This window comes from Mycobacterium sp. 1245805.9, assembly GCF_001672915.1.
Lineage (GTDB): Bacteria > Actinomycetota > Actinomycetes > Mycobacteriales > Mycobacteriaceae > Mycobacterium.
This window is the reverse complement of the sequence record NZ_LZKR01000106.1, coordinates 1-20803: the sequence shown is the minus strand read 5'-3', so window position 1 is coordinate 20803 and position 20803 is coordinate 1. Positions and strand designations below refer to the sequence as shown.

General features: G+C 68.5%; 23 protein-coding genes and 2 pseudogenes. 14 read left to right on the top strand and 11 right to left on the bottom strand.

The features are described from left to right. Nucleotides 1–3 precede the first annotated feature (3 nt). Entirely contained in the window at nt 4–948 is a 945-nt protein-coding gene (locus tag A9X00_RS15280) for a class I SAM-dependent methyltransferase (protein ID WP_067154771.1), read from the top strand. A 12-nt stretch (nt 949–960) separates the two neighbouring features. On the opposite strand, the gene A9X00_RS15275 is transcribed toward A9X00_RS15280, so the two are convergent. Next, a complete protein-coding gene (locus tag A9X00_RS15275; RefSeq protein WP_067154768.1) occupies nt 961–1803 on the bottom strand; it encodes a hypothetical protein in 843 nt (280 codons plus the stop codon). 99 nt (nt 1804–1902) lie between these two features. Between A9X00_RS15275 and A9X00_RS15270 the strand changes: the two genes are divergently transcribed. From A9X00_RS15270 to A9X00_RS15255, 5 genes are all read left to right on the top strand, one after another. Next, complete coding sequence (locus A9X00_RS15270; RefSeq protein WP_067154765.1) at nt 1903–2313, top strand: MmcQ/YjbR family DNA-binding protein; 411 nt, start codon at nt 1903–1905, stop codon at nt 2311–2313. Nucleotides 2314–2375: 62 nt separating this feature from the next. Continuing rightward, the gene (locus A9X00_RS15265; RefSeq protein WP_067154762.1) at nt 2376–2609 is read left to right on the top strand and encodes a hypothetical protein; all 234 of its coding nucleotides are present in this window, start codon (nt 2376–2378) and stop codon (nt 2607–2609) included. An 87-nt stretch (nt 2610–2696) separates the two neighbouring features. Continuing rightward, the gene (locus A9X00_RS31925; protein ID WP_232006830.1) at nt 2697–2813 is read left to right on the top strand and encodes a DUF6131 family protein; all 117 of its coding nucleotides are present in this window, start codon (nt 2697–2699) and stop codon (nt 2811–2813) included. A 149-nt stretch (nt 2814–2962) separates the two neighbouring features. After that, complete coding sequence (locus A9X00_RS15260; protein ID WP_067154759.1) at nt 2963–3667, top strand: response regulator transcription factor; 705 nt, start codon at nt 2963–2965, stop codon at nt 3665–3667. Beyond that, complete coding sequence (locus tag A9X00_RS15255) at nt 3645–5159, top strand: cell wall metabolism sensor histidine kinase WalK (RefSeq protein ID WP_067154755.1); 1515 nt, start codon at nt 3645–3647, stop codon at nt 5157–5159. Before A9X00_RS15260 ends, A9X00_RS15255 begins: the two co-directional genes overlap by 23 nt. Nucleotides 5160–5191: 32 nt before the next feature. Here the strand turns inward: A9X00_RS15255 and A9X00_RS15250 are convergent, their stop codons facing one another. Beyond that, nucleotides 5192–5665 carry a lipoprotein LpqH gene (locus A9X00_RS15250; protein ID WP_067154823.1) on the bottom strand — a complete coding sequence of 158 codons (474 nt, stop codon included), beginning with the start codon at nt 5663–5665 and terminating at the stop codon, nt 5192–5194. A gap of 173 nt (nt 5666–5838) precedes the next feature. Between A9X00_RS15250 and A9X00_RS15245 the strand changes: the two genes are divergently transcribed. After that, nucleotides 5839–7713 (top strand): alkyl/aryl-sulfatase, encoded by a 1875-nt coding sequence (locus tag A9X00_RS15245; protein ID WP_067154752.1) that lies wholly within the window; start codon nt 5839–5841, stop codon nt 7711–7713. A gap of 73 nt (nt 7714–7786) precedes the next feature. On the opposite strand, the gene A9X00_RS15240 is transcribed toward A9X00_RS15245, so the two are convergent. From A9X00_RS15240 to A9X00_RS15215, 6 genes are all read right to left on the bottom strand, one after another. Next, on the bottom strand, nt 7787–8761 hold the full coding sequence (locus A9X00_RS15240; RefSeq protein ID WP_067154749.1) for an NADPH:quinone oxidoreductase family protein: 975 nt from the start codon (nt 8759–8761) through the stop codon (nt 7787–7789). Continuing rightward, nucleotides 8761–9384, bottom strand: a complete 624-nt coding sequence (locus tag A9X00_RS15235; RefSeq protein ID WP_067154746.1) for a TetR/AcrR family transcriptional regulator — start codon at nt 9382–9384, stop codon at nt 8761–8763. The genes A9X00_RS15240 and A9X00_RS15235 overlap by 1 nt, the downstream gene beginning before the upstream one ends. Then, nucleotides 9365–10648 carry an acyl-CoA dehydrogenase family protein gene (locus A9X00_RS15230; RefSeq protein WP_067154743.1) on the bottom strand — a complete coding sequence of 428 codons (1284 nt, stop codon included), beginning with the start codon at nt 10646–10648 and terminating at the stop codon, nt 9365–9367. The genes A9X00_RS15235 and A9X00_RS15230 overlap by 20 nt, the downstream gene beginning before the upstream one ends. A gap of 15 nt (nt 10649–10663) precedes the next feature. Continuing rightward, complete coding sequence (locus A9X00_RS15225) at nt 10664–11428, bottom strand: SDR family NAD(P)-dependent oxidoreductase (RefSeq protein ID WP_067154740.1); 765 nt, start codon at nt 11426–11428, stop codon at nt 10664–10666. 1 nt (nt 11429) lies between these two features. Then, nucleotides 11430–12461, bottom strand: coding sequence for a phosphotransferase family protein (locus A9X00_RS15220; protein WP_067154737.1), 1032 nt, complete (start codon nt 12459–12461; stop codon nt 11430–11432). A 66-nt stretch (nt 12462–12527) separates the two neighbouring features. Beyond that, complete coding sequence (locus A9X00_RS15215; RefSeq protein WP_067154734.1) at nt 12528–13199, bottom strand: class I SAM-dependent methyltransferase; 672 nt, start codon at nt 13197–13199, stop codon at nt 12528–12530. Between the two features lie 77 nt (nt 13200–13276). Here A9X00_RS15215 and A9X00_RS15210 point away from each other — a divergent pair, with 77 nt between their 5' ends. After that, nucleotides 13277–13885, top strand: a complete 609-nt coding sequence (locus tag A9X00_RS15210; protein ID WP_067154731.1) for a histidine phosphatase family protein — start codon at nt 13277–13279, stop codon at nt 13883–13885. Nucleotides 13886–13920: 35 nt separating this feature from the next. Beyond that, nucleotides 13921–14967, top strand: a complete 1047-nt coding sequence (locus A9X00_RS15205) for a phosphotransferase family protein (protein ID WP_067154820.1) — start codon at nt 13921–13923, stop codon at nt 14965–14967. Between the two features lie 225 nt (nt 14968–15192). Here A9X00_RS15205 and A9X00_RS15200 read toward each other — a convergent pair. Beyond that, a pseudogene (locus A9X00_RS15200) lies at nt 15193–15465 on the bottom strand (lipopolysaccharide assembly LapA domain-containing protein); the annotation flags it as partial. Nucleotides 15466–15640: 175 nt separating this feature from the next. Between A9X00_RS15200 and A9X00_RS15195 the strand changes: the two are divergent. From A9X00_RS15195 to A9X00_RS15175, 5 genes are read left to right on the top strand one after another with little or no spacing between them, the layout of a single operon-like run. After that, complete coding sequence (locus tag A9X00_RS15195; protein WP_067154728.1) at nt 15641–16594, top strand: ABC transporter substrate-binding protein; 954 nt, start codon at nt 15641–15643, stop codon at nt 16592–16594. Continuing rightward, nucleotides 16591–17682, top strand: a complete 1092-nt coding sequence (locus A9X00_RS15190; protein ID WP_067154725.1) for an ABC transporter ATP-binding protein — start codon at nt 16591–16593, stop codon at nt 17680–17682. The genes A9X00_RS15195 and A9X00_RS15190 overlap by 4 nt, the downstream gene beginning before the upstream one ends. A gap of 2 nt (nt 17683–17684) precedes the next feature. Continuing rightward, on the top strand, nt 17685–18371 hold the full coding sequence (locus tag A9X00_RS15185) for an ABC transporter permease (RefSeq protein WP_067154722.1): 687 nt from the start codon (nt 17685–17687) through the stop codon (nt 18369–18371). Next, complete coding sequence (locus A9X00_RS15180; RefSeq protein WP_067154719.1) at nt 18368–19114, top strand: ABC transporter permease; 747 nt, start codon at nt 18368–18370, stop codon at nt 19112–19114. The genes A9X00_RS15185 and A9X00_RS15180 overlap by 4 nt, the downstream gene beginning before the upstream one ends. Before the next feature lie 4 nt (nt 19115–19118). Then, a complete protein-coding gene (locus A9X00_RS15175) occupies nt 19119–19718 on the top strand; it encodes a putative glycolipid-binding domain-containing protein (protein WP_067154716.1) in 600 nt (199 codons plus the stop codon). Here the strand turns inward: A9X00_RS15175 and A9X00_RS15170 are convergent. After that, on the bottom strand, nt 19681–20619 hold the full coding sequence (locus A9X00_RS15170) for a prephenate dehydrogenase (protein ID WP_067154713.1): 939 nt from the start codon (nt 20617–20619) through the stop codon (nt 19681–19683). The two genes, A9X00_RS15175 and A9X00_RS15170, sit on opposite strands and share 38 nt — an antisense overlap. A gap of 101 nt (nt 20620–20720) precedes the next feature. Continuing rightward, nucleotides 20721–20803: pseudogene (locus tag A9X00_RS30800) on the bottom strand (tRNA adenosine deaminase); the annotation flags it as partial.

The window sequence follows — 20803 nt, the reverse complement described above, 5'->3', positions numbered from 1 at the left end:
GCGATGCCGCGTACCGACAACGATTCCTGGGACATCACCCAAAGCGTGGGAGCGACCGCGCTGGGTGTCGCAGCGGCGCGTGCCGCCGAGACCGAGAGCGAGAACCCCCTCATCAACGACCCGTTCGCGCGCGTGTTCGTCGACGCCGCGGGCGAGGGGATGTGGAGCATCTACGCCGACCCCAAGCTGCTGGCCAAGGCCGTCGAGCTCGAACCGGAGGTTCGGTCGCGGATACAGCTGATGATCGACTTCATGGCCACGCGCACAGCGTTTTTCGACGAATTCTTCATGGGCGCAGCCGACGCCGGCGTTCGCCAGGTGGTGATCCTGGCCGCCGGCCTGGACGCGCGCACCTGGCGGCTGCCCTGGCCCGACGGCACCGTCGTGTACGAGCTGGACCAGCCCAAGGTGCTGGAGTTCAAGTCCAACACGTTGCGCGAGCACGGCGCGCAGCCGAACGCGCGGCTGGTTAACGTGGCGATCGACCTGCGCCAGGATTGGCCAAAGGCGTTGCAGGAGGCCGGGTTCGACGCATCACGGCCGGCGGCCTGGTCGGCCGAGGGCCTCGTCCGTTACCTGCCGGCGCAGGCTCAGGACCTGTTGTTCGAGCGCATACATGCGCTCAGCGCGCAGGGTAGCTGGCTCGCCTCCAACGTCCCCGGCGCCGGCTTCACCGATCCCGAGCTCGTTCGGCGGCAGCGCGAGGACATGCAGCGCATGCGGGCCGCGGCGGCCAGGCTGGTCGACGCTGAGATCACCGACTTCGACGACCTGTGGTACCCGGAGGAGCGCACGCCCGTCGACGCATGGCTGCGCGAGCACGGCTGGGATGTGTCGACAGCAACCTTCGCGGAGCTGATGGCCCGCTACGACCGCAGCGTCCCGCAGGACGCGGCGCACGTCATGCCGCCCACCCTCTACGTGTCGGCGCAGCGGCGGGCCGACTGAACGCGCCGAACCCTATTGGGCCGGAACCTGTCTCGAGGGCTGGGAGCTTTCCACATCGCGCTTGATCGCCGCGATCGCGTCGACCGGTGTCAGGTCCTGGCCCTGGCTGTTCTGACCGAGTTGCGGCCAGCCCGCGCCGCCGGGCCCTCGCAGCTGGTCCCAGATGTCGCGGACCTTGCCCAGCAGTTCGGCTTGTTCGTCGTCGGTGAGCGCCATCAACCATCCTCCGTTCGTACTGATGCCGCACGCGGCGGCGAACTCTTGCGGTGTCAGCCCGTCGGCGGAGTTCATGTCGCAATGGCCGAACGGTGGACACCCCTGCGGCAGGTTGGGGCTGTAGCCCGTGCCGTCGGTGTACTGGTGCGCGACCTGACCCGGAAGGTTCGGGTTGGACCCGTAGCCGGCCCCGATGACCCGTAAGCCCGCGGGCCGCGTGCGCCACATGTTGTAGAAGTCATAAGCGTTGGCGTACCCGATGATCCGCGCCGCAGAACCGGCGTAGTCGGCCAGGTTCCAGTACAGGCTGTTGATCCAGCTCGAGCCGTCGCCCGGCGGGTTGCCGCCGGCCTCGACGTCGAGCATCAGCGCGACCCGCGGGTGCAATCCGCCCGCGGCGTCGATCATCGAGCGCACGGTGTTGGCATTGTCCAGCCAGTTCGGCCGCGCGTAGGTGTAAACGATCCCGAAGGTCAGGCGTCCGCTGTCCAAAGCCGCGCGCATCCATGCGTAGTTGGCCGCGAAGTTGTGATCTCGATAGGTGCCGTCGCAGACACGGATGGAAAGCACCCGGTACGGGTAGGAATCGTCCACGGGCACTTGGAATTCCGAGACGTCGGCGAACAGGGTGTCGGTCACGGCGCAGCGCCTCGAGAGCTCAGCCGAGAGCCATCCATCTCAATCCCCGTTCACCGCAACCCCACTCGCCATGCTACCGATGGCGGTAACCTCGCGGTTATGGCTGATCGGCCGGCCCGGGTGAGCGACGTGCATCGGATCGCCGCGGCGATGCCACACGTCAAACGCTTGGAGGGCCCGAAGGGCAACCCCATCTATCAGGTGGGCGGAAAGTCGTTCGTGTTCTTCCGCACTCCGCAGCCCGACGCGACGGATCCGGACACGGGCGAACGCTACGGCGACGTGATCATGCTGTGGGTGGAGTCGGAAAGCGACAAGCTCGCGCTCGTCCAGGATCCCGCGTCGCCGTTCTTCACCACGAGCCATTTCGACGGACATCCCTCGGTGCTGGTGCGGGCCGGCCGATTGGCCGAGATCACCAGGACCGAACTCGCGGAGCTGATTCAGGACGCGTGGCTTTCACGGGCTTCCAAGAGACGCGCCGAGGCCTGGCTCGCCGACCACGTTTAGACGTAAGTCCAACGGGTAACGCTAGGTCCACGAGATTTTTCTCGAACACAACGGAGGTCACCATGGGTGGTCGCGGAGTGATCGGCGGGATTGTCCTGATCTGGTTGCTCATCGGAGTCTTCGCGGCTTTTCAGCGCGACTACTTCAAGGGCGGCGCAACGAACTGTGTCACCGCGGGAAACATCGCGTTGACGGTCATCGCCGGTCCGCTGAATTACGCGGGCGTCAATCCAAAAGTCAAGGATTGCCATGTCCCGCAGCCCAGTTCAATGCCCAGTGGTCTAGCAGTGGTCTAGTAAACGGCCGCGAAAGAACGTAGACCCCTCACAAAAAAGGAAGTTGTCATGATCATCCTCGGCGTAGTGCTACTCATTCTCGGGTTTGTGTTTAGCCTCCCGCTGTTGTGGGAGATCGGCATCGTCGTGCTCGTCATCGGCGCGGTGCTGTGGATCATGGGCTCCGTCGGCCGGCCGGTCGCGGGCAGGCGGTATTGGTACTAGGCACCCCGTGGAACACCGGATCGCGTGACTGCCCGCCAGTCACGCGATCTTTTCACAGGTGACACAAAGGAATGCCATAGCGTTGCCTCAGCCGGGCGCGGATACTGGAACCTGTGACGCAATCCCGGGCCTCGGTAGAGCGGGTTGTCATGTGCCGCGCCGACGGCAACCCGATCAATGTCCTCGTCGTTGACGACGAAGCGGTGTTGGCCGAAATGGTTTCCATGGCGCTGCGATACGAGGGATGGACCATCTCCACCGCGGGTGACGGGGCATCGGCGATCGCCGCGGCCAGGGCCCAGCGACCCGACGTCGTCGTCCTCGACGTGATGCTGCCGGACATGAGCGGCCTGGACGTGTTGCACAAGCTGCGCGAGGACAATCCTCAGCTGCCGGTGCTGCTGCTGACGGCCAAGGACGCGGTCGAAGACCGCATCGCCGGGCTGACCGCCGGCGGCGACGACTATGTGACCAAACCCTTCAGCATCGAAGAGGTTGTGCTGCGGCTGCGGGCGCTGCTTCGCCGCACCGGGGTGACGACCGTGGACAGCGGGGCGCAGCTGGTGGTCGGGGACCTGGTGCTGGACGAGGACAGCCACGAGGTGACCCGCGCGGGCGAACCAATCTCGTTGACCTCCACCGAGTTCGAGCTGCTGCGGTTCATGATGCGCAACTCCAAGCGGGTGCTGAGCAAGGCCCAAATCCTGGACCGGGTGTGGAGCTACGACTTCGGCGGGCGGTCGAACATCGTCGAGCTCTACATCTCCTACCTGCGCAAGAAGATCGACAACGGTCGCGAACCCATGATCCACACCCTGCGCGGCGCGGGCTATGTCCTCAAGCCGGCCCGCTAGGACGCGACGGGTCTGGTCACTTCGGCTCCGGCTGCTGGTCGGCCAGATCGTCGTACTCGCCGTCGTCTGCATCGGCATCACCGCCGCGACCGAACTGGCCTTGCTGCACCACCTGGTCGCGCAGCTGGACGGGCAACTCGCGGGGACGTCCTACCGCTCGGCGCTGATGTACCCCGAACCGAAACGCCCGGGCTGGCGCCACGAGTCGCACTTCTATCCCAGGCCGGGTCCGGGCCCGCGGTTCCTCGATGCCCCGGGCCAGCCCGCCGGCATGGTCGCCGCGGTCATCACCGACGGGAAGATCGTCGACGCCGGCTACCTGACCAGCGACGGCGCGCGGGCCTCGTTGACTCAGGCCGCGCAGACGCAACTCGAACACATCGCCGGCAGCCGCAAGCCGGTGACGCTCCAACTGGACGGGCTCGGTCGGTACCGCGTCGTCGCCGCCCCGAGTCGCAGTGGCGGGGACGTCATCGTCACGGGCCTGTCGATGTCGAACATCGACGCCACCATGATCCGGATGCTGGTCATCCTCGGGATCGTCACGGTGATCGCGCTGGTCGCCGCGACCAGTGCCGGCGTCGTCATAATCCGGCGGGCGCTGGCCCCGCTGCGGCGCGTCGCGCAAACCGCGAGCGAGGTCGTCGAACTGCCGCTGGACCGTGGCGAGGTCGAGTTGCCGGTGCGGGTGGCCGAGTCCGACGCGAACCCGTCCACCGAGGTCGGCCAGCTCGGGTCGGCGCTGAACCGGATGCTCGACCACATCGCGGCCGCGCTGTCGGCGCGGCAGGCCAGCGAGACCCGGGTTCGCCAGTTCGTCGCCGACGCCAGCCATGAACTGCGCACGCCGCTGGCCGCGATCCGCGGCTACACCGAGCTCACCCAGCGCATGGGTGACGACCGCGAGGCCGTCGCGCACGCGATGAGCCGCGTCGCCTCGGAGACCGAACGGATCACGCGCCTCGTCGAGGACCTGCTGCTGCTCGCCCGCCTGGACTCGGGCCGGCCGCTGGAACGCCAACCGGTAGATCTGTCGCGGCTGGCGGTCGACGCCGTCAGCGACGCCCACGTCGCCGGGCCGGAACACCAGTGGGAGCTGGACCTGCCGGAGGAACCGGTGGTCGTCACCGGTGATGCGGCGCGGCTGCAGCAGGTGCTGACGAACCTGCTGGCCAACGCGCGCGTCCACACCGCGCCCGGCACCGTCGTGACGACCCGGTTGAGCACCGACCCGACGCAGACCGTGCTGTCGGTCATCGACAACGGCCCCGGCATTCCGGCGGGGCTGCAGTCCGAGGTGTTCGAGCGATTCGCGCGGGGCGACTCCTCGCGCTCGCGCAAAGGCGGCAGCACCGGGCTCGGATTGGCGATCGTCTCGGCGGTCGTCAAGGCGCACCACGGGACGATCACCGTCGACAGCGCACCCGGTCACACGGAGTTCACGGTGCGGTTGCCACTCAACGGGTGGCAACCGCCCGCATCAACCAGCTGAGGTTACGAGCGATTGCCCGCCGACTCAGCGGGCTAAGAGCAAGTCACGTCGATTTCAAACGGCTTGTTCACCGGTTGCATCGGGTTGGCCATGTCAACCCCGGTGGCGGTGCCGGTGACCTTGTAGCTGTTGCCGTTCTTGGTCGCCGAGGCGTTGCCCTGGCCGGAGCCCTGCGCGTACGCGAGCGTCACGCCGTTGACGTTGCCGAGCCCGACGGACTTCACCGTGTTGTCACCGGCGAGCACGACGGAGATGCCGGTCGCCGCTCCACCGACCGCGATGGTCGTGTTGCCGCCGACCGTCGTGCACACGACGGAGCCGGTCACGTTCTGGTTCTTGCCGTCGATGGTCACCGTCGGCGCCGCCGCGCCGCTTCCGGGGGTGGCAACCGCAACCGACGTGCCGTTCGCGCTACCGCTCGTGCTCGACTTGTTGCTCGAACACCCGGAAATGCCTGCGGCCAGAATCGCCGCTCCGGCTACCGCCACAGTCAGTCCACGCTTCACCTGTTCTCCTTTGCCCGAATTGTTGCGGTCCTCGGCATTGAGAACCGTCAAGGCAGTATGCAAGTTTGCCGTGCCCCAGAAAAGAGGTTCGGCGAAATTGTTTCGCATCGGTTAACCCACCAGCTCTGCACGCGTCCTTCCACCGACGGGCGCATTAATGGCAGTGTGTTGCCGTGGATCACAAACCCCCGGCCGCAGTCATCGAGTCGGCCCATCGCGAACACGTCCTGCCGTTCGACGACACGAGGGACTTCGAGAGCGCCGATCGCGGCTTCATCGCCGCCCTGTCCCCGTGCGTCATCACGGCGGCCGACGGCCGCGTGGTGTGGGACAACGACGCCTACTCCTTCCTCACCGGTGACGCGCCGACGTCCGTGCACCCGAGCCTGTGGCGCCAATCGACGCTGGCCGCCAAGCAGGGCCTCTACGAAGTGGTCCCGGGCATCTACCAGGTCCGCGGACTGGACATCTCGAACGTCACCTTCGTCGAGGGTGACACCGGCGTCATCGTCATCGACCCGCTGATATCCACCGAGGTCGCGGCCGCGGCGCTGAACCTGTATCGGACGCACCGCGGCGGGGACCGTCCCGTCGTCGCAGTGATCTACACCCACAGCCACGTCGATCACTTCGGCGGCGTTCTCGGCGTCACCTCGCAGGCCGACGTGGACAGCGGCGCGGTGGCGGTGCTGGCCCCGGAGGGCTTCACCGCGCACGCCGTCCAGGAAAACGTCTATGCCGGCCCGGCGATGACGCGGCGCGCGACCTACATGTACGGCTCCATGCTGGCGCGCGGCCCGCAGGGCCACGTCGGTTGCGGTCTTGGTCAGGCCGCGTCCACCGGCGAGGTCGGCATCATCGTCCCTACCGTCGACATCCGCGAGACCGGCGAGAAGCACACCATCGACGGCGTGGAGATCGAGTTCCAGATGGCGCCCGGCACCGAGGCGCCTGCCGAGATGCACTTCTACTTCCCGCGGTTCCGCGCGCTGTGCATGGCCGAGAACGCCACCCACAACCTGCACAACCTGCTGACCCTGCGCGGCGCGCTGGTGCGCGACCCGCACGCCTGGTCGGGCTACCTCACCGAGGCCATCGACACGTTCGCCGACCGCGCCGACGTGGTGTTCGCCTCGCACCACTGGCCCACCTGGGGCCGGAAGGACATCGTCGAATTCCTTTCGCTGCAACGCGACCTGTACGCCTACCTGCACGACCAGACGCTGCGGCTGCTGAACCAGGGATACACCGGCGCCGAGATCGCCGAGGCGTTTCGGATGCCGCCCGCGCTGGAGCGCGCCTGGCACACGCACGGGTATTACGGCTCGGTCAGCCACAACGTCAAGGCGGTCTACCAGCGCTACATGGGGTGGTTCGACGGCAACCCGGCGCGGCTGTGGCCCCATCCGCCGGAGGCGATCGCCCCCCGCTACGTCGCCGCGATGGGCGGCATAGACCGGGTCGTCGAGCTCGCCCAAGCGGCCTTCGACACCGGTGACTTCCGTTGGGCGGCAACACTTCTCGATCACGCGGTGTTCACCGACAGCGCGCACGCGGGCGCCCGCGCGCTGTACTCCGACACGCTCGAACAGCTGGCCTACGGCGCGGAGAACGCCACCTGGCGCAACTTCTTCCTGAGCGGGGCCGCCGAACTGCGTGACGGCAACTTCGGCACCGCGGTCCAGGTCGCGTCGCCGACGATGCTCTCTCAGCTGACGCCCGAGCAGATCTTCGACAGCCTCGCCATCCGGGTCAACGGCCCGCGCAGCTGGGACCTCGACATCGCCGTCGACATCAGCTTCGCCGACGCGGGCGCCAACTACCGGCTCAGCCTGCGCAACGGGGTGCTCGTCTACCGCCGGGTGGCTGCGGACGCCGCCACGGCGACCGTTACGGTCAACGCCGCCAGCAAGTTTCGCCTGCTGGCCGCGGCGATGGGTGACTTCACGTCACCGGGGCTGGAGATCTCGGGTGACCAGGCGGCGCTGCAGGCGTTCCTCGGCGCACTCGACCAGCCCGACCCGGCCTTCAACATCGTCACGCCCTAGTCACCCGGGCGAGCAGTCGCAGAATCGCATAACCGCAGCCGCTCTTGTGCGATTCTGTGTCTGCTCGCGGGAGCTAAGGTGCGACGTCGATGACGACTTTGCCCAGCACCTTTCGCTCAGCCACATGCCGCAGCGCGGCCGGGGCCTCGGACAGGGGGAAGCGCGCGCCGATGTAGGGCCGGACCGTGCCGGCGGCGAACATCTGCTCCAGCTCCCGCATGTCGCGCGCGGCGTCGTCGGGACGGTCGGCCATGAAGGTGCGGATCTCCATGCCGCGGACGGTGATTCCCTTGAGCAGGACCAGGTTCAGCGGGATGGACGGGATGGTGCCCGCGGCGTAGCCAAGCGTGATGAAGGTGCCGCCGCGGGCCAGGCCGCGCAGCGCGGGCTCCGCGTAGGGCCCGCCGACGGGGTCCAGGACCAGCCGGGCGGCGTCACCGGTGAGCTCGCGGATGCGCGTCTTGAGGTCTTCGTGGTCGTAGTCGACGGTGGCCTCAGCGCCGCGCCGACGGCACAGCTCGAGTTTCTCCCGACTGGACGCGGCCGCCAGCACGCGGGCGCCCATCGCGACGGCCAGGTCGACGGCCGCCAGCCCCACACCGCCGGCAGCGCCCAGCACGACCACCCAATCACCCTGTGCCACTTCGGCGATCGAGCGCAGCGCGTGATAGGCGGTGCGGTACGTGACGCCGAACGCCGCGGCCGAGGCGAAGTCGGCGCCGTCGGGTATCAGCGCGGCCGCTCTCGAATCGAGCAGCGCCCGCTCGGCGAACGCGCCGGTGGGGGTGGTCGCGGACACCCGCTGCCCGGGGTGAAACGGGGTGTCGTCGCCGACGGCCACCACTTCGCCGGCCAGCTCGCTGCCCGGGACGAACGGAACCGGAATCTTGACCTGATACTTGCCCGCGATCAACAACACGTCGGGGAAGTTGACCGCAGCGGCGTGCACCCGCACCACCAGCTGACCGGGACCCGCGACGGGCTCGTCAACGTCGGCGAGCACCAGGTCTTCCGGCGGCCCGTAGGCGCGACACACGACAGCGCGCATCAGTCGACGCCCAACCCTTTGAGGCAGAAACGCACCACGTGGGCAATGTCATCGGGGCCGGGGCGATCCGTCGACCCCACGTATCGACGCAGCATCGCGGAGGTGCAGCAGAACACCGCCTGCACGTCGCGGTCGACATCGCTACTACCCAGCGCCGCAATGGGTTCGACCAGCAGATCCCGCAGCGGCCGCATCATGTCCTCATCGACCGTACGCCAGTTGGTGCCCGTCGACATCTGACCGGCGGCGGCGCGGCTCTTCCGGATCAGGCGCGGGTCGGCGACCTGCGCGAGCATGCCCTCGATCCAGCGCGCGACCTTGTCCTGCGCGCGAGTTTCCTTGGCCAGCTGGTGCTGCAAGTAGGACACCACGATGGCCACGCCGCGCTCCATGACCGCCAGGATGAGATCGTCCTTGCCGGCGAAATACCGATAGAACGCCTTGTTGGACGAACCGGCCTCGGCGACGATGTCGCTGACCCGGGGCGCCTCGGGCGCGACGCGTTCCATCACCCGCACCGCCGCGGCCAGGATGCGCTCGACCTCCTCGGTCGCCTCGCGCTGGCGGTCGTCCAGGGCGCGCTCGACCGCCGCGGTGACCCTGCTACTGGCCAACGAGCTCACCGTATTTGGCGCGCGCCGCCTCGAGCCGCACGTCCAGCATCTCGCTGGGCCAGTCGCCCTCTTCGGCCTCGTAGCCCTTGAGCAGCATCCGGGCCAGGTTGACCTTGTGGGCCTCGGTCGGACCATCGGCCAGGCCCAGCGCGATGCCGCCGAGCAGCACGTTCACCAGTGGCAGCTGGTCCGTCAGACCCAGAGCACCGTGGACCTGAATCGCCCGCAGCGCAATCGATTTGAGCACCTGCGACGCCAGGATCTTGCAGGCGGCGATCTCGGCGCGGGCGGCGTGCTCGTCGCCGTTGTCGATCAGCCAGGCGGCGTGCAGGACGGTCAGCCGGAACGGGATCAGCTCCGTATAGGAGTCGGCGACGAACTCCTGCACCAACTGCTTGTCGGCCAGCGAGCTGCCTTGGGTGAAGCGGCTTTTCGCGCGTCGCGACATCATCTCGACGGCGCGTTGCGCCATTCCGATCGAGCGCATCGCGTGGTGCAGCCGACCGCCGGCCAGGCGGGTCTGCAGGATCAGGAAGCCCTGCCCGGGTTCGCCGAGCAGCGCGGCCGACGGCAGACGGACCCCGTCGTATCGGACCAGGGAATGCCCCGGCTCGTGGGGGTCGGCGCCGACCAGGTGGTGGGTGGCCTCCACGTTCAGGCCCGGGGTGCCTGCCGGGATTAGGAACGTCGAGGCGCCCTGGTGGACGGGCACGTCGGGGTCGGTGATCGCGACGACGATGAAGAACGACGCGACGGAGGCGTTGGAGGAGAAGTACTTTCGCCCGGTGATGATCCAGTCGTCCCCGTCGCGGACCGCGCGGGTGGTGAAGACGCGGGGGTCCGCGCCGCCCTGCGGTTCGGTCATCGAGAAGCAGGAAAAGATCTCCCCGGACAGCAGACCGGACAGATAGCGGTCCTTTTGGTCCTGGGTTCCGAAGCGGGCGATGATCTCCGCGTTGCCGGTGTCGGGCGCCTGCGTCCCGAACACGATCGGCGCCCACGGGCTGCGCCCGAGGATCTCGTTGATCAGCGTCAGCTTGACCGCGCCGAACCCCTGCCCGCCCAGCTCCGGGCCCAAATGCGGTGCCCACAGGCCGTTGTCGCGGACCTGCTGCTTGAGCGGATCGACGATTCGGCGCCGCTCGTCGTTGAGCGGCAGGAACTCACACCCCGGAAACAGCACCTCGAGGGGTTCGACCTCCTCGCGGACGAACTCGCGGATCCAGTCCAGCTTCTTTTCGAACTCCGGTTCGGTGGAGAAATCCCAAGACATTCGAATCTCCTATCACTAAGGAATTCCGCCGTCGGCCCGCAGGATCGAGCCGGTGGTGAAACTGGAGGCGTCGGACGCCAGAAACAGTGCAGCGCCGACGATTTCGCGCGGGGCGCCGGCGCGCTGCAACGCCAGGTGCCCGAACGGCTTGCCCTTGGTCCCCTCGAGGTTCCACGCCTTGCTCACGTCGGTCAGGAACGGCCCGGCCATCAGCGTGTTGACCCGGACGTCCGGTCCGAACGCCTTCGCCAGCGCCTCGGTCATGGCGTTCAGACCGGCCTTGGCCGAGGCGTAGGGGACGATGTCGGGGGCCGGCCGCAGCGATCCGGCCGTGCTCACGTTGATGATCGACCCGCGCCCGGCCGCGACCATCCGCTCGCCCACCAACGCCGATAACCGGAAGGGCCCCTTGAGGTTCAGGTTGAGCACCGCGTCGAAGAGTTTCTCGGTGACGTCGGTCAGCTTGTCGTACAGCGGCGACATGCCCGCGTTGTTGATCAGCGTGTCGACCCTGCCGAACCGCTCATAGGTGGCCTCGACCAGGCCGTCGAGCTGATCCCACCGCCCCACGTGCACCTGATACGGCATGGCCGAGCGGCCGGTTTCGGCCTCGATTTCCTTGGCGGTGCTCACGCAGTTGTCCATGTTGCGGCTGGCGATCACCACGTCGGCGCCGCAGTGGGCGGCTGCGAACGCCATCTCCCGCCCCAGCCCGCGGCTGCCCCCGGTGATCAGCACCACCCTGTCGGTCAGGTCGAAAAGCTGGTCCGCGTAACCCATTTCAGCGCGTCCTGGCCAGCTCGGCCGCGGTGGCGATGAGCCGCGGGATCATCGCCCCGAAGGTCTCCTGGATGTTCGGGTCGACCTTTCCGGTCTTGACGCCCGCCGCATAGGTCTTCTCCAGCACGATGCCCAGTTTCCAGTTGGCCAGCACCAGGTAGTAGTCGATGTTCTCGGTGGACAGCCCGCTGACCTTCTCGTAGTGCTCGAGCAACTCGCTGCGCGTCGGCATGCCGCGCATGTCGAGGTAGAACCCGTCGGTGCTGGGCTCCTCGCCGTCGTAGCCCAGCAGCGCCCAGGCGAGGTCCAGCAGCGGGTCGCCGACCGTCGTCATCTCCCAGTCCACGATCGCCGCCAACCGCGCCGGCGCCCCGTGCGCGAACATCACGTTGGCGAACTGGTAGTCGCCGTGCATGATGCCGGGCTTGTAGTGGTCGGGCCGGTGGTCGCGCAACCAGTCGGCGGCCTCGTGCAGTCCGGGAAGCTCGCGCACCTTGTAGGCGTCGAGGAACGTCAGCCAGCGATCGACCTGTCGTTCGTGGAATCCGTCCGGGCGCCCGAAGCCCTCGAGGCCCTGCGCGCGCCAATCCACCCGGCCCAGCTTGGCGGCGCCCTCGACGAGTTGGAAGGCCAGCCCGCGGCGGGCCTGCAGGTCGGTGTCGAACGGCGCCTGCCACCCGCCGTCCATCGGGCTCCACCCGTCGATCGCCTGCATGACGTAGAACGGCATGCCCAGCACGGTGCCGGTGTCGTCGGCGGCGATCAGCGCCGCGTGTGGCACGTCGGTGCCCGACAGCGCGCGGACCAGCCGGATCTCGCGGAGCAGGCCGTCGATGCGGGCCGCGTCGGCGCGCGCGCCCGGCATCCGCAGCACCATGCGCTCGCCGCCGCGTTCGATCAGATACAGCGTGTTCTGGGAACCGCCCTTGAGCAGCTCCAGCACCGGTTGCTCGCCGGCGCCCGGCGCCCCGCTCGCATCCAGCCAACGGGCGAGGACGTCCGGGTCCAGTTGGGTTTCGCTGATACTCGTCATAGGCTGCACACCCCACTCTCCGTGCGGAGAATAGCATTCTCCACTGGGCGCGGAAAGCCCGTGCCGTTACGAGGGCTTGTGCGCGCTCAGCAGGAAGCCCGGCGCCATGAAGTGGCCGTCGGTGTCGAATTCGACCTCGGGCAACGGATCACCGGCAGCCGCGAGCGCGGCGGCGTTCCCGTAGAGCTTGGCGGGGCGGACGTCGTCGACCTGCCAGAGCTGCGCGACGGTGTCGTGCAGCTCGGTTTCGGTGAAGCCGCGCGGGCCGGGCCGGTCGGCGCTCTGGGGCCCGAGCGCCCCCGCGGCGAAGGCCAGGATGTACAGCGCGGCCCCCGGCGCGGCGGCCCGGAAGATCGACTGCAGATAGTCCTGGCGGCTCTCGGGCGGCAGCGCGTGGAACAGTCCGCTGTCCAGGATCGTGGAGAAGCGACCGTCATAGCCCCCGAAGTTGGTGACGTCGGCCTGCGCGAAAGTCGCTGTCGTCAGGCCTCGTTCGGCGGCCGCCGCGGCCGCGGCGTGGATCGCCGTCGCGCTGGCGTCCAGCCCGACGACCGTGTACCCGCGCGCGGCGAGGGCGAGCGACAGCTCCGCGTGGCCGCAGCCGGAGTCCAGGACATCGCTGCGGATCTTGCCTTCGTCGATCAGCGCCGCCAGCTCGGGTTGCGGCCGGCCGATGCTCCACGGCGGCGGTGTTTCCTGCCGGTATGCGGCGTCCCAATCCATCTGCGGCTGGGTCATCTCTCCTCCTCGGGCTCGGTGTCGCGCGGCGCGATGAGAAACTGGGCGCTGCCCACAATCCGACGACGGGAACGAACATGCAAGTGCTCTTGGTCCGGCATGCGCTGCCGCTGCGCAGCGAACACGGCGAGGGCTCCGACCCGGACCTGTCGGAGCAGGGGTGGGCGCAGGTCGAGCGCCTGCCCGACGCGCTCGCCCGGTTCCCCATCGCGCGGGTGGTGAGCAGCCCGCAGCGGCGCGCCATCCAGACCGCCGAACCCGTCGCGGCCACCCGCCGGTTGCAGGTGGAGATCGACGACCGATTCGCCGAATACGACCGCGACCTTCCCGTCTACATCCCCGTCGAGCAGATCAAAGCGGAACGACCCGAGGAGTGGGCCCGCCTGGCCGAGGGGCATCTGCCCAGCGCGGTCGACGAGGACGCGTTTCGTGCGCGGGTCCGCGCCGGGGTCGACGACCTCGTCGTCGCCGCCGACCCCGAGGACACGGTCGCGGTGTTCAGCCATGGCGGGGTGATCAACGTCCTGCTGCACGAGATCCTGGGCACCAGGCGGTTGTTGTCCTTCCCCGTCGACTACGCCTCGGTGACCCGGCTGTTGTTCTCGCGGACGGGTCAGGCGACGGTGGCCGGGGTCAACACCGTCGAGCATGTATGGGATCTCTTGCCGCGAAATCAGCGGTGGTGAAGGTGACCGACATCGGCGGTGGTAAACAAGTTCGAGTGACTTCAGTTGACCGACTCGACGGGCTCGACCTGGCCTCGCTGGACCGGTACCTGCGTTCGCTCGGGATAGGCCGCGACGGCGAGCTGCGGGGCCAGTTCATCTCCGGTGGCCGCTCGAATCTGACGTTCCGGGTGTACGACGACGCGACCAGCTGGCTGGTGCGCCGCCCGCCGCTGCACGGGCTGACGCCGTCGGCCCACGACATGGCCCGCGAATACAAGGTCGTCGCCGCGCTGCAGGACACGCCGGTCCCGGTGGCGCGCACGATCGCGCTGTGCGAGGACGACTCGGTGCTGGGCGCGCCGTTTCAGATCGTCGAATTCGTTGCCGGGCAGGTGGTGCGCCGGCGCGCGCAGCTCGAAGCGTTCAGTCACACCGTCATCGACGCCTGCGTCGACTCGTTGATCCGGGTCCTCGTCGATCTGCACAATGTCGACCCGAACGCCGTGGGGCTGGGCGACTTTGGCAAGCCCAGCGGGTACCTCGAGCGCCAGGTGCGACGGTGGGGTTCGCAATGGGAGCTGGTGCGGCTGCCCGACGACCACCGCGACGCCGACGTCGAACGGCTGCATTCCGGCCTGCGCCAATCCATTCCGCAGCAGAGCCGGACCTCGATCGTGCACGGGGACTACCGGATCGACAACACGATCCTGGACGCCGACGACCCGACGAAGGTGCGCGCGGTCGTGGACTGGGAACTCTCGACGCTGGGCGACCCGCTGTCCGACGCCGCCCTGATGTGCGTCTACCGCGACCCGGCGCTGGACCTGATCGTGAACGCGCAGGCCGCCTGGACGTCGCCGCTGTTGCCGACGGCCGACGAGCTGGCCGACCGCTACTCGCTGGTGGCCGGGTTGCCGTTGGCGCATTGGGAGTTCTACATGGCGCTGGCGTACTTCAAGCTCGCCATCATCGCAGCCGGCATCGACTTCCGCCGGCGGATGTCGGACCTGGCCAGCGGGAAAGAATCCGAGCACATGCCCGAGGTGGTCGCGCCGCTGATCTCCCGCGGGCTGGCGGAGCTGGCCAAGCTGCCCGGGTGAGTGTGCGCTTAGGGTTTTCAGTGTGTACGAGCGGCGGGTTTTCGGCGTTTTTCCCGCCGACGATTCACGCGCAGGGCCCAGGATCCACACGCGATGTTCGACCGCTTGGTCAAGCGCGTTGAGTGTGCGCTGAGGGTTTTCAGTGTGTACGAGCGGCGGGATTTCGGCATTTTTCCCGCCGACGATTCACGCGCAGGGCCCAGGATTCACCCGCAACGCCGACAGCTAGACCTGGTGGGCGGCCGCGTGGTGCTTCTTCGCCGCGCGCCGCAGCTGGATGATTCGGGCGGTGCCGGCCGCCACGGTGATCAGGCCGCCCACCACCGCCGACAGCAGGATCGCCACGCCCAGCGGCAGGCTCCAGCGCCAGCCCAAGAACGCAAATGCCGCCGAATCCGTGTTCTGAGCGATGAAGATCAACAGCAGGATCAGGATCAGAAAACCGGCGATCAGGAATGACCATAAAGCGCCGGCGCGGGTGAACCCGACGGCCGGTTCCTTGGATGTCGCGCCGTGGTGCGGATCCGGCGGGGGCGGGCGGTTTTGGGTAGATTTGTTTCAATCTGCGCACGATGGGACAAAGATGAGATTATGAGCGGCCAAACCCCTGACTCTCCTCCCCCGCCCGCCCCGCCGGGGGCGCCGCGGCGGTTCTGCCGTTAGTGTCGGCGGTATGAGGATGCCGCTGCGCGTGCGCCGCGGGACCGTCCGGACGGCAGCGTGGCTGGCGACGGTATGCCTGATCGCCGCGTGCAGCAATTCCGATCCGCTGGGTGCGCAGATGCGCAGCCCGAAATCCATCGTGGTCGGCTCCGGCGACTTTCCCGAGTCGGAGATCGTCGCTGAGATCTACGCAGAAGCGTTGCAGGCCAACGGGTTCGAGATCGGGCGCCGGATGGGGATCGGCAGCCGGGAGACGTATGTTCCTGCGCTGAAGGATCATTCCATCGACCTGGTGCCCGAATACATCGGCAACCTGCTGTTGTACTTCGCGCCCGACTCCACTGCGACCATGCTCGACGACGTCGAGCTGGAGTTGTACAAGAAGCTGCCCGGTGACCTGTCGATCCTGACGCCGTCGCCGGCTTCGGACACCGACACCGTCACCGTCATCACTGGCACGGCCGGCGACTGGAACCTGAAGACGATCGGCGATTTGGCCGCGCACTCGCCGGACGTGCGTTTCGGGGCGCCATCGGCGTTCGAGTCGCGCCCGTCCGGGCTGCCGGGTCTGCGGCAGAAGTACGGACTCAACATCGCCCCGGGCAACTTCGTCGCCATCAACGACGGCGGCGGCGCGGTGACCGTGCGCGCGCTGGTGGAGGGCAAGGTGACCGCCGCCAACATCTTCAGCACCTCACCGGCGATGCTGCAGAATCATCTGGTGGCGCTCGAGGACCCGCAGCACAACTTCCTGGCCGGTAACATTGTGCCGCTGGTGAATTCGCAGAAGAAATCGGACCGCCTCAAGGATGTGCTGGACGCGGTGTCGGCGAAGCTGACCACCTCCGGCGTGGCTCGCCTCAATGCCGCGGTGTCGGGCAATTCCGGCATCGATCCCGACCAGGCCGCCCGAAACTGGGTGCGCGACAACGGCTTCAACCACCCGATCGGTCAACCGCGTTGATCGTCTTCGACAATGTCAGCAAGGTCTTCGCCGACGGGACGACGGCCGTCGACGGGCTGAGCCTGGTGGTCCCCAACGGGGAATTGACGGTGTTCGTTGGCTCTTCGGGCAGCGGCAAGACCACGGCGTTGCGCATGATCAACCGGATGATCGAGCCGACCTCCGGCAGGATAACCGTCAACGGGGCGGACGTCTCGACCGTCAACCCGGTGCGGTTGCGCCTCGGGATCGGCTATGTCATCCAGCACGCCGGCCTGATGCCCCATCAGCGCGTGATCGACAACGTCGCAACGGTTCCCGTGCTCAAGGGCCGCTCGCGCCGGGATGCCCGCAAGGCCGCCTACGAGGTGCTCGAGCGCGTCGGGTTGGACCCCAAGATCGCCACCCGCTACCCGGCGCAGCTCTCCGGCGGCGAACAACAACGCGTCGGCGTGGCGCGCGCGCTCGCCGCGGATCCGCCGATCCTGTTGATGGACGAGCCGTTCTCCGCGGTCGACCCGGTGGTGCGCCACGAGCTGCAGAACGAAATCCTGCGTCTGCAAAGCGAATTGCACAAGACGACCGTGTTCGTCACGCACGACATCGACGAGGCGCTGCGGCTCGGCGAACGGATAGCGGTGTTCCGGGACGGCGTGCTGCAGCAGTACGACGAACCCGCACAGCTGCTGTCGCGTCCGGCCAACGAATTCGTTGCCCGGTTCATCGGCCTGGGCCGCGGCTATCGGTGGCTGCAGCTCATGGGCGCCGACGGGTTGCCATTGCACGACATCGACCGGATCGCCGCGGCCAGCCTGCCCGACGCGGGCCCGCCGGACGGCTGGGCGGTGGTCGTCGACGACGCTGGCGCCCCGGTGGGATGGATCGACGCCGAGGGCTTGCGCAAGCACCGCGCGGGCGTGTCGTTGTCCGACAGCATGGGCGGCGTCGGGTCGGTGTTCCGCCCCGACGGCAACCTCAGCCACGCCCTCGACGCGGCGCTGTCGTCGCCGTCCGGCCTGGGGGTCGCCGTCGACGACGGGGGCAAGCTGATCGGCGGCGTGCTGGCCGCCGACGTGCTGGCCGCGGTGGAAGACCGGCGGAGGGCCTAGGCATGCACTACCTGCTCAACCACCTCGACGACGCCTGGGCGCTGACCGTGATCCATCTGCGGCTGTCGCTGGTGCCGGTGGTGATCGGGTTGGCCATTGCGGTGCCGCTGGGCGTGCTGGTGCAGCGCGCGCCGATCGCCCGGCGGCTGACCACGGCGACCGCCAGCGTCGTGTTCACCGTCCCCTCGCTGGCGCTGTTCGTGGTGTTGCCGACGATCATCGGAACCCGGATCCTCGACGAGGCCAACGTCATGGTGGCGCTGACGGCCTACACCGCCGCGCTGCTGGTGCGGGCGGTGCTCGAGGCGCTGGACGCGGTGCCCGCCCAGGTCAGCGACGCCGCCACCGCCGTCGGCTACCCGACGCTCAAGCGGATGCTGAGAGTCGAACTGCCGCTGTCCATCCCGGTGCTCGTCGCGGGGCTGCGCGTGGTAGTCGTGACCAACATCGCGATGGTCTCGGTGGGGTCGGTGATCGGCATCGGGGGCCTGGGCACCTGGTTCACCGAGGGGTACCAGACCGACAAGAGCGATCAGATCGTCGCCGGCATCATCGCGCTGTTCGTGCTGGCGATCGGCATCGACGCGCTCATCGTCCTGGCGGGCCGGCTGGCCACGCCGTGGGAGCGGGCCGGGCGCACCCCGCGCCGCCGGTCGGTGGTGGCCCCTGTCGTGGGCGGCGCGCGATGAACTTCGTGCAGCAGGCCATCTCCTACCTCCTGACCGCCGACAACTGGACCGGCCCCGTCGGGCTGGCGTCGCGGGTCCTGGAGCATCTGGAGTACACCGCGATCGCGGTGGGCGCGTCGGCGCTGATCGCCGTCCCGGTCGGGCTGATCATCGGGCACACCGGGCGCGGCACGCTGCTGGTGGTCGGCGCCGTCAACGGCCTGCGCGCCCTGCCGACGCTGGGCGTGCTGCTGCTGGGGGTGCTGCTGTTCGGGCTGGGTTTGGGGCCGCCGCTGGTCGCCCTGATGCTGCTCGGCGTGCCGTCGCTGCTGGCCGGCACCTATGCGGGCATCGCCAACGTCGAGCCGACGGTCGTCGACGCCGCCCGCGCGATGGGCATGACGGAGGCGCAGGTGCTGCTGCGCGCCGAGATACCCAACGCGCTGCCGCTGATCCTGGGCGGGCTGCGCAACGCGACGCTGCAGGTGGTCGCCACCGCGACCGTCGCCGCCTACGCCAGCCTCGGCGGGCTGGGCCGCTACCTGATCGACGGGATCAAGGAACGCCAATTCCACCTCGCGCTGGTCGGCGCGCTGATGGTGGCCGCGTTGGCGCTGATCCTCGACGGCCTGCTGGCGCTCGCGGTGTGGGCGTCGGCGCCCGGCACCGGCCGGCTACGTGGGCGCATCCGCCGGCGCGAGCACGTGACGCCCACCGCACTTGCCGACAAACCTGCCGCCGTCGGTGGACAAGTTTTACGGTAGAAGCGTGAACGCAGCCCCCTCCGACCCCGCCCGGCGCGTGCGGCAGGCGATGCTGACCTGGCGCGCACAGGACATCTCACGCATGGAATCGGTACGAATCCAGCTGTCCAACAAGCGGATCAGGGCTAACGGGCGCATCGTGGCCGCCGCCACCCCGACCAACCCGGCGTTCGGCGCCTACTACGACCTGCAGACCGACGAGACCGGCGCCACCAAGCGGCTCGGGTTGACCGTGACGTTGGCCGAGCGTGAACGCGTGCTGTCCATCGCCCGGGACGAGGAAAACATGTGGCTGATCACCGACCACCAGGGCGAGCGGCGCGCCGGATACAACGGCGCGCTCGACGTCGACGTGGTGTTCAGCCCGTTCTTCAACGCACTACCGATCCGCCGCCTCGCCCTGCACGAACGGGCGGACACGGTGGCGCTGCCCATGGTCTACGTGAACGTGCCCGACATGTCCGTCACCGCGGCGACCGTCAGCTACACCAGCCAGGGCCGTCTCGACGGAATCAAGTTGCGCTCTCCCGTCGCCGACACCACCGTGAGCGTGGACGAGGACGGGTTCATTGTGGACTATCCAAGCTTGGCAGAGCGGATCTGATCACCCCGCCCGCGCGGCCCGCGGCGGCCAGTTCCTCGCGCCACTTCTCCCCGCCGATGACGACCGTGAAGATGTCGGAGCGTGGGAAGCTGTCGTAACGGATCCGCGCGGCGTGGCCCGCGTCGACGAGGTCGGCCAGCGAGTTGTGGTGGGCCAGGGAGTCGCGGGCGCGGCGCAGCAACTCGATGACCTGGTCGACCGCGGGGAGCAGCTGCTCGGCGTTGCCCTCGCACATCGCGCGGACCAGGTCCGGGGCGGTGCCGGCGACCCGGGTGCCGTCCCGGAAGGAGCCGGCCGCCAGCGCGAACGCCAGCGGGACCTCGCCGGCGGTGACCGCCAGGGCCTCGGCCAGCAGGTGGGGCAGGTGCGAGATGGCGGCCGCCGCGGCGTCATGCTCATCCGATTTGGCCGGCACCACCAGCGCGCCGCAGTCCAGCGCCAGGGTCATCACCATCGACCACACCCGGGGGTCGACATGGTCGTCCACGCTGATGACCCACGGGGCCCTGGTGAATAGCCCGGCGTATCCGGCGGCCCAGCCCGAGTCCGCGGTGCCCGTCATCGGGTGACCGCCGACGAAGCGCTCCAGCAGACCGGCCGCGGCCACCTCCGTCAGCACTGCGCTCTTGACGCTGGTGACGTCGGTCAGCGGGCAATGGGGGGCCAGCTCGCTGATGTGGGCGAGCATGCCCGCCAGTGCCGGCATCGGCACGGCCAGGACGATCAGCGCGCCGGTGTCGGCGGCGCGGGTCAGGGTGTGGCTGAGATCGGTGCTGGCGTCGAAGCCGTCGGCGGTGGCCGCATGCGCGCCCTCGACGGATCGGTTGTAGCCGAACACCTCGCGCCCGGCCGCCGTCGCGGCCCGCATGATCGAGCCGCCGATCAGGCCGAGCCCGAGCACGCAGACGGGTGTCTTGGATACAGCGCGGGCCACCGTCTTAGGTTTGCACACTTTTGCCGGGCGACGGTGTTCCGTCTGGTCAGGTGGCCTGGTCAGCGACTAGCGTAGGCGCCCATGGGATAACAGCGCCACTTACCCTCTTCCCGCACGACGGCAACGCCGAAGCCGTCCGGGGTGTCCGCGG